General features: G+C 41.5%; 9 protein-coding genes and 1 pseudogene. 4 read left to right on the top strand and 6 right to left on the bottom strand.

All coding sequences use genetic code 11. From position 1 onward, the window contains the following. Positions 1-233: 233 nt before the first annotated feature. Positions 234-962 (top strand): hypothetical protein, encoded by a 729-nt coding sequence (locus IPH84_12790; protein ID MBK7174082.1) that lies wholly within the window; start codon positions 234-236, stop codon positions 960-962. 76 nt (positions 963-1,038) lie between these two features. On the opposite strand, the gene sppA is transcribed toward IPH84_12790, so the two are convergent. After that, a complete protein-coding gene (sppA, locus tag IPH84_12795; GenBank protein ID MBK7174083.1) occupies positions 1,039-2,811 on the bottom strand; it encodes a signal peptide peptidase SppA in 1,773 nt (590 codons plus the stop codon). A 169-nt stretch (positions 2,812-2,980) separates the two neighbouring features. Between sppA and folK the strand changes: the two are divergent. From folK to IPH84_12810, 3 genes and pseudogenes are all read left to right on the top strand, one after another. Continuing rightward, a pseudogene (gene folK / locus IPH84_12800) lies at positions 2,981-4,188 on the top strand (2-amino-4-hydroxy-6-hydroxymethyldihydropteridine diphosphokinase). A gap of 133 nt (positions 4,189-4,321) precedes the next feature. Then, positions 4,322-5,200 carry a hypothetical protein gene (locus tag IPH84_12805; GenBank protein ID MBK7174084.1) on the top strand — a complete coding sequence of 293 codons (879 nt, stop codon included), beginning with the start codon at positions 4,322-4,324 and terminating at the stop codon, positions 5,198-5,200. After that, complete coding sequence (locus tag IPH84_12810) at positions 5,200-6,399, top strand: exo-alpha-sialidase (GenBank protein MBK7174085.1); 1,200 nt, start codon at positions 5,200-5,202, stop codon at positions 6,397-6,399. The genes IPH84_12805 and IPH84_12810 overlap by 1 nt, the downstream gene beginning before the upstream one ends. Positions 6,400-6,446: 47 nt before the next feature. Here IPH84_12810 and IPH84_12815 read toward each other — a convergent pair whose 3' ends face one another. From IPH84_12815 to IPH84_12835, 5 genes are all read right to left on the bottom strand, one after another. After that, positions 6,447-8,678, bottom strand: a complete 2,232-nt coding sequence (locus IPH84_12815) for a TonB-dependent receptor (GenBank protein MBK7174086.1) — start codon at positions 8,676-8,678, stop codon at positions 6,447-6,449. A gap of 312 nt (positions 8,679-8,990) precedes the next feature. Beyond that, entirely contained in the window at positions 8,991-9,530 is a 540-nt protein-coding gene (locus IPH84_12820) for a hypothetical protein (GenBank protein MBK7174087.1), read from the bottom strand. 40 nt (positions 9,531-9,570) lie between these two features. Further along, positions 9,571-11,520, bottom strand: coding sequence for a PKD domain-containing protein (locus tag IPH84_12825; protein MBK7174088.1), 1,950 nt, complete (start codon positions 11,518-11,520; stop codon positions 9,571-9,573). A 54-nt stretch (positions 11,521-11,574) separates the two neighbouring features. Next, positions 11,575-12,849 (bottom strand): hypothetical protein, encoded by a 1,275-nt coding sequence (locus tag IPH84_12830; GenBank protein MBK7174089.1) that lies wholly within the window; start codon positions 12,847-12,849, stop codon positions 11,575-11,577. Between the two features lie 47 nt (positions 12,850-12,896). Next, positions 12,897-13,157 carry a hypothetical protein gene (locus tag IPH84_12835; GenBank protein ID MBK7174090.1) on the bottom strand — a complete coding sequence of 87 codons (261 nt, stop codon included), beginning with the start codon at positions 13,155-13,157 and terminating at the stop codon, positions 12,897-12,899. Positions 13,158-13,281 lie beyond the last annotated feature (124 nt).

The raw sequence follows: 13,281 nt of genomic DNA on the forward strand, positions 1-13,281 counted from the left end.
AAAGCCGGGTCCTTGTTTGGATCCGGTTTTTTTTTGAACTTAAATAGAAAATAATCAAATATTATCCGGACGAAAGAGTTATCAGAATCTGGTTATATATTTACACAGACATTCACATATAAATGAATAGTTAAACAGATTTTAGATACAAATCCTATATTTACTTCATGGATTCGAACATATCAAACATTTTTATGTTTCAAGCAACTGATTACTAACTTATCAATACAACTATGAAAACCTTTCAGCGCATTACCCTTTTTAGTTTTTTTGTTTTTTCTGGTTTTTTGCTAACTGCTCAAACCAGCATGCCGGAGATTGTCTTTAAAGAAGATCCCCTGACCCATAATATGCATATTGCATCGGATGGCGAATTTCTTTTTACTTGCAATGGTGGAGTAGCTGATAAAGGGCAGGTATCTATTTTCCGTCTTAACGGGGAGAAAATCGGCTCCTATTCATTTCCCCTTGATATGCGCAGTATTATGTATAATCCTTCAGATAAGAAGCTTTACATAAGTACCTATGATAAGAAAATATACAGAATTAATGATGTGAAGATGGGTAGCTATGTGGAAGTGATGACCTTCGAAGACAGGGATGGCCAAAGCACTCCAGCCATTGATGCCAAAGGAAAGTACTTCTGTTTCTATGAAGATGGAGTGGTTTACATGTATGATATTAAGAAAGGAAAACTCAAGAAAAAAATCTCAGGCTTAAATCTTGCCCCCCATGCTCCTGATCAAAGTGTCGCCATAGCAATTGATAAAAAGCATATTTATCTCTGGAATTCTTATGAACAGCTAATTTTGGCTTTTGATTTGAAAGGCAAGTATATTAAGACATTTAAAGTGAACCAGGGAGACTATATGTTTTCTCTTTCAACGGCTAATGGAATGGTTTGGGTTTCAACCGATGGAAATTATGATGTAGGTACATGGTATGGTTATCGCTTTTGGTAGCATATTCTATTATAAAAAGATAAGAGGCTGTCTCAAAAATCCTGAGACAGCCTCTTCCATTTATAGCTTTTGACTACTATCGAATACTGATATCATAAGGCATCAGGGCTTGTACACCTTTTATCTGGCTCATATTTTTTAGGTATTCCAGGTAGTTATAGGCAGGACCCAGCTGCTGTTTCATTAGAACAGATGTGTTGTCGCCATTGAAGGCTTCCATGATCCTGGTGAATGGATCTTTCACAAACGGTAGTTCCATGGTCTTATAATCTTTCAGATTTGCCAGTGTTGCAGCGGCTTTTATTGCGTCATTCAGTCCACCGAATTCATCAATTAATCCAAGCCTTTTTGCATCGGTTCCACTCCATACTCTACCCTGACCGATACTGTCAACACCTGCAACATTCATTTTGCGGCCTTCAGCTACATGTGAAATAAAAGTCGAGTAGATATCTTCAATTTCCTTTGTAATGAACTTCTTTTCATCTTCAGACATGGGCCTGTTTAGTGGAATGTAATCAGCATATGTGTTAGTCTTTACCCCATCGAAGGTGATCCCAAGTTTATTGTTGAAAAACTTCTGGGTGTTTGGAATGATCCCAAAAACCCCGATTGAGCCCGTAAGGGTAGTAGGGCTGGCATATACTTTAGAAGCACCACAAGCGATATAGTATCCTCCGGAAGCAGCCAGGTCGCCCATTGATACTACGACTGGTTTCACCTTTTTTGATAAAGTTACTTCTCTCCAGATGACATCTGAAGCAAGGGCGCTTCCTCCGGGAGAATTCACTCTCAGGACAATAGCTTTCACTTTATCATCAAGCCTTGCCTTCCTGATTGCTTTAGAGATCCTCTCTGATCCAATGGAGCCTTCATCGCCTTCCCCAGAGATAATATTTCCGGCGGCATAGATCACAGCAATTTTGTTGGAGGATGAAGAGCCTTCACCTTCATTCATTGGACTATCAGCATATTTAGAAAATTTGAGCAGATTGAGATCTTTGATGGAAGCACTTCCAACCCGTCCTTTTAATTCTTCAAGTAGTTCATCCTTATACATAAGTTTGTCCACCAGTTTAAGCTGAACAGCATCCTGTGGACTCTGGCATAAAAACTTGTCGGCAATTGTATTTAGCTGGTCGGTTCCGATTTTGCGGCTCTCAGAAATCCCTTTTAGCATTTGGTTCCAGATGGCTGAAACATAGGTAAGTGTCTGCTCTTTGCTTGCATCACTCATCTTATCCAGCATAAAAGGCTCTACAGCGCTCTTGAATTTTCCATGACGAATGATTTGAGCTTCAATATCAAGCTTTTCAAGCATTCCCTTGAAGAAGACAACATCACCGGAGAGGCCTTTTAATTCTAAACTTCCTGCCGGATTCAGGTAAATTTTATCTGAAACACTAGCCAGGTAATATGATTTCTGAGTGTACATTTCAGCATAGCTGACAATGAATTTTCCTGATTTTTTAAATTCAATCAGCGCATTACGGATTTCTTCCACCGTAGCCATTCCCGTTGGAATGATGGAAAGGTCCAGGTATATACCTTTAATGTTTGAATCTTTGGATGCATTTTGCAGTGCTTCAAGAATGTCATTCAATCCCATTCCTTTTGTGCTGCTCATGGAATTGAAATCGAAAGATGCAAATGGGTTTTCAGGTGCCCTGTCAGATATCTCATTATCAAGTGCAAGCAGAAGAATCGTATTGTCTTTTACAACAACAGTTTCTTTCTTTGTAAACGAAATGGCTGAAGCAATAATGGCAAAAAAGAGCAAAAAGGCTACCAGGCTGGCCAAAATGAAACCTAGCATGGAAGCAAAAGTGAATTTAAAGAATTCTCTCATAGTGTATAGTTTTTAACTTAAGTAGACGTCATCATCAATACGAAGTTACAAAATCTGGTCGGTATGGTGAAAAAAGAATTTCGGCATTGTTGAAAACTTACACTTCAAAATTCAGCAAGCCACAATTGACATTTGGATTCAAATTGTACCTTTGGATTTTACGGTCGGGATGTCTAGAGTATTTCTATCCTTAGGGAGTAACAAGGGCGACAGGCTCGGTGCATTAGGCAGTGCATTGGGAAAATTGGAGGCACTGGTGGGCAGGGTGATTTCAGTTTCATCTGTTTATGAAACAGAACCGTGGGGGTTTATATCAGACCAGCAGTTTCTGAATATGGCAGTGGAGATAGAGTCAATCCTTGGCCCTGAGCAATTGCTCGAAGTTTTGCTGAGCATTGAAAAAGAGATGGGCAGGGTAAGGCTACAGGGAGGTTATGCCTCCCGATTGATTGATCTCGATATTCTCCTTTATGATGATCAGGTTATTGAAAGAGAATTCATTCAATTACCCCATCCAAGGCTGCATATCAGGAAGTTTGTACTGATCCCTTTGGCTGAAATTGCACCCGGGCACTTTCATCCTGTATTGAGAAAGACTATAAGTGAATTAATGCAGGAATGTGATGATCAAACACAGGTTACCTGCTTTATGGACCGAAGTCATCCTGAGTTTAAGTTTAAATATTGAAGAATTCAGGATTACAAAACAAATATCCTTATCTGTTTACAACACTTTGAATGAACACACCTTATAAATACATTGCTATTGAAGGGAATATTGGAGCAGGGAAGACTACCTTGTCCACACGGCTTGCAGAGCAATTTAATGCCAGGTTGATCCTGGAGCAGTTTGAAGATAATTCCTTCCTTCCCAAATTTTATGAGGACCCTGAACGGTATGCTTTTCCACTTGAATTATCTTTCCTGGCAGATAGATACCAACAATTGAAAAATACCTTGAATGTCCAGGATCTGTTTCATCCTTTTACGGTAGCGGATTACTTCATTCATAAGTCATTGATATTTGCCAGGAAAACCCTGAATGACCAGGAGTTTACACTGTATTCAAGGTTGTTTGCAATCATTGATAATGCGTTGCCAAAACCTGATCTGTTAGTTTACTTGTACCTGAATATCGGAAGGTTACAGGAGAATATAAGGAACAGGGGCAGGAGTTATGAGCAGAATATACAGGATGGTTACCTGCTGAAGATACAGGAAGGTTATTTTGATTATATACGACAGCAGCAAGGGATGAGGGTTTTACTGATTGATACCAATAATCTTGATTTTGTAGCGAGAAAGTCGGATTATGATCGCTTACTGGACTTGATTATGCAGGAGTATCCAATTGGTGTGCATCGCCTGGTTGCATAACTGATTAGGTTAACTGATTCTTCTTTTCTAAATTTGTAATCTAATTTTCAATACATTAAGTAATTAATTTTCAATTCAGTTTATGGAAGGCGTTTCGATTCTCACTTGGATAATGCTCATTGTGTTACTGATTATGGCTATAGCTATCTTTATGCTACTTGCCAGATTAAAAAAGCATGATGCTGATTTTCATCGCATTACTACAGAGAATGATAACCTCATTGATGAGCTGGAAAGAGTAAAAAATGAACTGCATTTTAATCGTGAAAAAGCCGGTGAATCAGACCGCCTGAAATCTGCTTTTCTATGTAATATGTCCCATGAAATCCGCACACCTCTTCATGCAATAATGGGATTTTGCGGATTGATTGCAAATACTGCTATTTCTGACACAGAAAAGGTTAAATATGCGAATGTCATTAATCGTAATGTTGATTCAATGTTAGAGTTGGTGAATGACATATTTGATATTGCCCAGGTTGAAGCGGGTATTACTCATGTTGAAGATGAACCTGTAAAAGTGAACGATTTGCTGGGTGCGGTTCAAACCTGGATCAACCTTGAAAAAGACAATGCAGGAAAGGAATATTTGCAGGTGAAAGTAATGAAGGGCAATAAGGACAATGACTTCTTTATCTATACCGATGGTTATAAGCTTCGCCGCACCTTGAATAACCTGGCAGCTAATGCATTAAAATACAGTACAGAAGGATTTATAGAAATTGGTTATAGATTCGGATCTGAAAATATGGTAGAATTTTTTGTGAAAGATGAAGGAATAGGTTTCTCAAAAGATAAACTGGATATCATTTTTCAACGTTTCCGCCAGTTGGATGAAAGCCAGACACGGCAATATGGTGGCCTGGGGTTAGGCTTAACAGTGGCTGATAAGTTTGTCGGACTTCTGGGAGGCACAATGTGGGCTGAAAGTGAACCCGGACAAGGTTCTACCTTTTGGTTTGCCATACCTTACCGTAAGCACCCATTCCCTGTAAACCAAACAGTTGCTTAATGTCTGGTGTTAATCGCTCAATAATAGCTGCTTTCATTAATCCCGGGGCTTTCAAACCATATTCTTTTGTATTCTCCATTGCCCTGCTGCTGTTATCCTTTACCGCATCTTCACAAAGCATTGTCAGCAGCTTTGATTCCACTGTCAGATATCCACATCTTCAGATTGAGAGATCAATGATATATTCTCCTGTTCATGAATATATGTACTCTCATCATCCATATATCACCAGTTTCAATGGCCGTTTTATTGCTACCTGGTCTAATGGCATGAAAGATGAAGATGACCCGGGTCAAAGAGTGAGCATCAGTTATTCAGATGATTTTATTCATTGGACTTCTCCCATAAGCCTGGCTGAACCGGGGACAGACAGTAATGGTATTCCTGAAATTCTCACAGCTGCCGGCTTCTATACGAATCAACAAGGTCTGGTAGCTTACTATGGATCGTACACAAAAAACCGTACTTCTACTCGTCTTTATGCCAGGACATCAACAGATGGAATAATCTGGGGAAAAACCATAGATTTGAATCTTCCTGTTATTCCCAATCATGCTCCTGCATTATTAAAAAATGGCCGGTTGCTGATCTGTGGAAATTTTACATTTCCATTTTCTGATGATAATTCGGGATTAAGTGGTTGGACGCAATCAGGATTTTATCCACAGGAATTGGGAAACGTAAGTGATAATCCCTGGAGTTTCTGGAAGATTTCCAAAGCCATTGAGCTGCCAGTGAGTCTTTGCGAAGGATCCTTCTATCAAACAGAGGATAACATAATTCATATGTTTTTACGATCGGCAGGGATAACTTTTGCCGGTTATTTATGGTTGACAGAGAGTGCGGATAATGGAATTAGTTGGTCAAGACCTGTCGCCACAACTTTTCCCGATAATGACCATAAGTTTCATTTCGGTAGGTTAAATGATGGAAGATATTATTATGTTGGTTGCCCGGTTTCATTTCCAAGGGAGAGAAGAAGCCCGTTGGTCCTGTCCATTTCAACTGATGGGAAGTTATTCGATCGTCACTTTATTATAGCCGATTCACCTTACTCCAGGCGTTCAGAAGGGCGATATAAAGCCGGGCAATATGGTTATCCATCTACTTTTGAAAAGGATGGATACCTTTATATTATCGTTTCAAGACAAAAGGAGGGAATAGAGGCTATGCGTGTGAACCTCGCTGAATGCAAATGATTCAATTGGTGGTGAGTACTTGAAAAGACATTCCTGATTTTGTGTCATTATTGTGTTTCCTGCTCTTCAAATCCGGGAATATTTCTTTTTTCATCCTTCTTTGGGATTCCAAAGTTATATCGAATGTTGAAGCCGACCCTTCGGTTATCCGTATAACGATCACCAATACTGCGGATCGTTCCCTGGTTAAATTCGAATTCAGTTACCATAGTCTTTAGAATGTCCCTGGCATTTAGGGTTATTGACAGCTTCTTATCGAAGAAAGTTTGAGTGATTCCGAGATTCAGTTGCCCGAAATTCTTCATTTCATAGAAGTTCCATTGTCCGTTGGTCATCATGAAACCATTAGCGGTGATCTTGGTATTGGGTAAAATGGTAAAGGAATGAAATGTGAAGAAACGCCAGCTTCCCCGTTTGAAGTTCATGGGAGCATTTTCATAGAATCCTTCATATTCATTATAATTATACTGGGCGCCCATGGCAAAGAAATACTTCCCTCCGGGAGGGATACCAATCATACCGCGAAAATAGGTTTCTGTACTTTTACCTAGGTTATCATAGGTCCTCACCAGGTGTTCCCCTTCCTCCTCATCATGATACATTACTGACGAAAAGATATCTGTTGTCACGTTTCTCCCAATAGCGAAAACAGGCATATCCTCAAAGCTTATATTGAGCTCATAATTATTGGTAAACTGCGGCTTGAGGGCGGGATTTCCTGCTTCCGACAAGTATTGGTCAACAAAGCGCGAATAGGGGTTTAACTCCTGGTAGCCAGGCCGGTTGATCGTTTTCCTGTAGATGATGTACCCGGTTAGATCGGCTCCCATAATTTTAAACAGTGGTCTGCTCAGGTAAACATAGGGGAACCAATCTGCCCGGTTGATCAAAAAACTGGTATCTGAAGGGATTTGCTGATTCCCATTCATATAGGTATGCTCCATTCGAAGACCTGTTTTTAGTTGCAATTCACCGAATAGTTTCCGGGATCCCTGGATATATATCGAGTTGATACTTTCGGTATAACTGAAACGGTTTGTACGTTTTGGGTCTGGAACGCTCAATTCATTGAGATTCAAAAAATATTCAGCTTCACTTTCATGGGATTGCCATGAACTTTTCAACCCACTTTCGAGCTTAATTTTTAGGGGCAGATGATAGGTGAGGTCCGACTGAAATACAACGAAATGACGGCTTTGGTCATTGGTGCCATTCCCATAACTGCTGTAGTTGACCGGGAAGTTATAAATAGTGCTGTAACGCTGATCATTCCCTGAGGAATTATAACTATAGCTAAGTTTAAGGTCAAGCATTGATCCCAGGGTATCGAATTTCGTACTCATTCCCAGGTCCTGCTGAATATTCAGTTGAAGTGCATCTGTCTGAATCAGGTTATTGCTTTCCAGCAGTTTACCAAAGTCGGTAGCAGAGGTAGTGTTCAGATTTGATGACTCTGACTCTCTTTTAGTAGCATTGATCCTGCCATCGAAATAATAATTAGTTCTTTCATTTAACTGGTAATTGCTTCCAAAGCCAAGGTATACCTGGTGATTGCTACTGGATACTTCGGAAGCCTGCAAAAGTGTTGTATCAATTCCAATGAACCTGGTACTGTTCATTTCATCAAATTGTTGATTCCGGTTATAATTGGCATTAACATAATTGCTGGTCTTGTCGTTGCTGAAGTTAATACTGAAGCCTGCATAGCGGTTTCCTACCTGCCCCTGGTTCATTCCCGCATTCACTGACCCGGATCTGCCAAGTTTCACCCCTTTTTTAAGCACTACATTAATGATTCCACCTGAACTGGATGCATCATATTTGGTGGAGGGAGTTCGCATGATTTCGATCCGTTCCACGCTATTAGGGGGAAGACTGCGGAGGATGGTAGCAATATCCTGGGAGCTCATTTTTTGCTCCCTGCCATTAATATAAATGGTGGCTGCTGTAGTACTTGACAGGTAAATACCGCCATCAGGATCAACATACAGCCCGGGTGTGCTTTCAAGTACTTCCAGGGTATTGCTTGTAGTGGTGGCCAGTGATTCAGGATCAATAATCATTTTATCATCTTCCTGGCGAATTACAGGTTTGCGGGCTACTACAGCAACTTCTTTAAGATTAAGGGCATCCGGTTGAAGAACGAATTTGAATTTCTCAATGCCAGAGGTTACCTTAACTTCGGATTCCAGTGTCTTATAACCCATAAAGGAAATCTTCAGGGTGTATTTCCCGGCCTGAATCCGCTTTAAAACCGCCAGGCCTTGCTGATTTGTCACCGCAAATTTTTTGGTATCGGATACAGCACTGAAAAGCTGAATGGTAGCTCCGGGCAGGGATTCATTTTCAGGGTTTAATCACCAAAATCTCAAGCTGATCCGATTGTGCGAATGCCCTGAATGCCATAAAGAAGATCAGAGTGAATATGATGAGAAGCCTTGGTGAAAACATATTTTGGGAATTTGTAGCTGGATTATTTAACTGAAATTTCAAGGATTTGTTGTTTAGAAAAGGAAAAACCCATCTGATGCTACCATTACATCAGATGGGTTCAATGGGAATTGACAGTATTATCTGTCAAGCCGTAAACTTTATTTGCTGATCACAAAAGGCAGGTGAATTATGGTTCCGTTATTAAATCTGCAATTCAGAATATAATTGCCACTGCTGAAAGATCGTAGTTCTACTGAAACTGTTGTTGCATCAATAGTATAGGTTCGGATTTCAGTTATTACCCCGGTGGCTGCAGCGCTGACGGAAATACCTGAGAGTTCTTTGAATCCGATGCCTGCACGAAGGTATAACATATCAGAAGCAGGGTTTGGGAATAGCTGGATCGCACTTTCCCGGGATTCCTTCAAGCCAGGGCAGGGGTCGATGATGACGTTAAAAAGTTCAGAACCGCCATCACACCCTTGTTCTGTGACTTCAGTAACTGATAGCGTACCATTGCCGGGATCATCCCATTGAATCCTCACCAGGTTGGTGCCTTGCCCGGTATAGATGGAACCTCCTGTAACTATCCAGGTGAAGGTTGAACCTGGATTGGAAGTAATTTCATAGTCAGCATTGTCATGCTGGCAAACGAGGGAATTACCTTCAATAACTGGTTGAGGCGATGCATTTACCACTATACTTAGGGGAGGAGATGCTGGTCCGGCTCCACATTCGTTAGCGCCTGCAACCGTGAGGGTAGCTGTCCCGGAGAATGCTCCGTTCCATCCGATGGTTAGAGCCGTTCCCTGAAGGTGTCAATGTGCCGGCTTCAGATGGGGTGAGTGTCCAGATCAGCTCATATGCCCCATTAGGATATACACAGGTATATGTTGAGCTATTATTGTTGCATACCTCGGTAACACCTGTTGGAACTGATGCCTGGGTCGGGAGGTCAATAAGATAAACGATACAGGTGCCATTCATTTCATCTTCACATGGACCGGCAATTCCAGTTACTGAATAAGATCCTGTGGTTTGCATGCCAAAACTCAAGGAAGTTCCGGTTCCCGGTAATATAATTCCTGTTGTAACACCATCTTTGAAAAGCTCATAACTCACTCCCGGGTCGGAGTCTTCAAGCCTGACTTCATAACCCGGATCTCCATCGCAATAGCCTCCCCCTGCAAAAAGAAAATAGGGGTTTGGCTGGAAGTAAAGAGCAGCTGCCAATGATGGTGATGCCGGACCGGATCCACAACCATTTTGACCTGAAACCTGAATGTTAAAGTTACCCTGCCAGGTGTTGGAAGAATTTAATGTGGTAGTTAAGCCGTTTCCTGAAAAAGTACCGGCTGTTGCAGGGTTGGCAGACCAGCTATAGGATGATGCATAATTTACTGCAGTAGTGGTATAATCATAAGTTCCTAGTCCACATATTGCTGAAGGTCCGGAGGGAATGGAAGGTGCTTCTGTCACTGGCTGGTCAACATGAATCAGGTCAGGTTGAGAGAAGGTACTGTTTACAGGACCTTTGGTTGCAATCAGTGTGACATCGAAAATACCCGGACCGGAGTATGTGACCAGGGGATTTTGTAATGTAGAAGTTGACGGCGTACCACCCTCAAAGGTCCAGTTCCATGAAGTGGGGGATCCTGTTGATTGGTCAGTGAATTGAACAGTGCTGCCCTGGCATATCTGGGTGCTGCTGGCCGTGAATGCTGCAGTAACCTGAGGTGCCCTTCTATAGAACCAACCTTGTGAGCCACAGATGAATCCTATCCCATCGGCAGTAAACATAACTTCGTAAAGAGCCGGGTCATAGGTGCTTTGAGGAAAGTCATCGGTCCAGGTGGAACCTCCGTTATTTGATGTATAGATAAATTCAGGAGTTCCTACTGCAAAGACATCATTCTGGTTAGCCCATGCGAAATCATGCCATAATGGTTGACCAAATGCAATCTGCTGAGGTTGCCAGGTTGCACCTCCATCATAGGTTTTGAAGATCCATCCGTCTTCACCGGCTGCTATTCCGATATTGTCATTATAGAAATCGATTCCCAGCAATAAACCGGCACCGGAATAAACAGTACTCCATGTTAATCCATCGTTGGTCGATCGTTGAATATCCCCTCCATTCGTGACAAGGTAATAGGTACTACCTGAAACATAACAACATCCGTAAGGAACCCCGGAAATTCCAGTGCCGGAAGTCCAGGTTGTTCCGCCATTGCTTGTAACAAAAACTCCCGCACCTGAATTGGTTTGGGCGGTAACCACCCCATGATTGGCATCCTTGAAAACTACATCTGTATAGAAATAGATATCTGTTCCGGGAGTTTGTGGTGTCCAGGTAAGGCCTCCGTCGGTTGTTTTGGCAAAATATTCGCTCCATCCACCCACATAGCCGGTGTTCATATCGGGGAAACTGATGCCTTCAATACCCTGGTCGGTACCTGTCCATAACTGGGTCCAGGTGGTTCCTCCGTTGGTGGTTTTAATCACTATCCCATCTCCCATATAAGTGAGCGATTCACCTGCTGCAAAACCAATCGAGCTTTGTCCGCCGGGGAATTCGATACCCATGAGGATGAAATCGAAGCCGGTGTTGATTTTTTCCCATGACTGGGCGATTCCTGTCCTGACTGTGAGAAGGGTGAAAAGGATTAAGGAGAAAAGGACTTTCATTATCTTTTATTTTTCTATTTTGAAAGATTCTGTTTTCTAATACAGAATAATTACTTACTGAAAGATGAGTTTAGTTGAGTACAAGAGCAAACCGTCACTTTGAACCTGGAGGAGGTATAAACCTTTAGCCAATGTAGTGGGTAAGTGAATGTTCAGAGATTGATTTCCAGCTTCAAGGTGGCCTGTGGTAAATGTAGATACAGCTATTCCAGATGTATTCACCAAATTTAAGGTTAAATTTGTGTTTTGTAACAGGCTGAATTCAAGATTTATTTGGTCCTGGTTTCTGAGAATTGTCGGGTAAGCTCTAAAGCCAGAAACTACAGGTTCAGTTATTCCTACATTAAAGTAATTGTCATTGTCATATCTTGCCAGGGCAAAGTCGAGTAGATTACTGGCATTTCTTACTTTCCCGGCTACCATAATTTTATCATTGTACAAAGCCAGTCCCAGGGCTTCATCGGGATTGCCAAAGAAATCAGTGGTAGTTAGTCCGTTTGTTCCAAAAGTCAGATCAGCACTTCCATTTGATTCCAGCCTCCACAGAGCCCAATCATTATCGGCAGGTAAGAGGTCCCCGGTACAACCGGCAATAATGATTTTTCCATCAGGTTGAATGGCAAGGTCGTCGCCAAAACTGTAGGGGGTATCTCCTATGATTACAATTCCTGAATTACCAAAATCGGAAACGGCCTGTCCGTTTTCATCAAATTTCATAACAAGGAGATGGTAGGTGTAATCAGCCTGAAATACTGTAAATCCGCAGAGAATGGTTTCATTACCTGCCGTCACTTCCATGTCAAAAAACTCATCATCCACATTATTGAGGTTAAGATTAACGACTCCTTCAGTGCCGTAACCAGTATCCAGGATTCCATTTTCATCGAATCGTGCAATAAGGAGAGAGAACCAGCTTAGACCATTTGAGATATGACCGGCAGCAATTATTTTCCCATCGGATTGCACGCTCACGGCAGTGAATTCATTATCCGTTTCTGTGATTGGGATTGTAGCAATACCACTATTTCCAAAGTTGGGGTCCAGGCTGCCATTTTCCAGGAGTCGAACAACTATTGGGGCATTCTGGAATTGGGCATTCTGCATGTATCCTGAGATAAGGATTTTCCCATCAGGTTGAAGTTCAAGGTCTGAAACAATTTCTTCTCCTGCTCCTAAGTCTAGGAAGCTCACTCCTGCAGCACCAAAATCGGGATCAGGCATTCCATCAGCCGTTAATTGGATGACTAACATCTGCCAGTTGGTATAGTCAGTAGTATGTCCACCAATGAGTATCTTCCCATCGGGTTTAAGCAGACATTTATAGGACATGTTTTTCAAGATTCGGGCCGTAGGTATAATGCCCATTCACTGCAAAGTCAGGTCAACTGATCCATCCTGGAGAAACGTGAAACTACAAGGTATGCTGTATAGGAAGGAGTCATTGAAGTGCCTACAGCCAGTATTTTTCCATCAGGTTGAACTTTAATATCCTGGTAAAGGTCAAACTGATCTAGGTCCAGGACAAGCGTACCAGTACTATTAAAAGTAGGATCAAGAACTCCTGCCTGACCTTTTGCTGATGTAATACTAAGGAATGTGAGGAGTGTTAAAAGGATAAGGGTAGTGATGAGTTTCATATTTGTTTTTTTTAATTTATGATGATTTGTAACGTAAAAGTAAGTTCATTTTGATCAGTTTCCTTTCTTTTTTTGGATGCCATATTCTTCTTTTTTTCTGAAACTGTGAAACAGTCCCGAACTA

Source organism: Bacteroidales bacterium, from assembly GCA_016707785.1.
GTDB lineage: Bacteria > Bacteroidota > Bacteroidia > Bacteroidales > UBA4417 > UBA4417.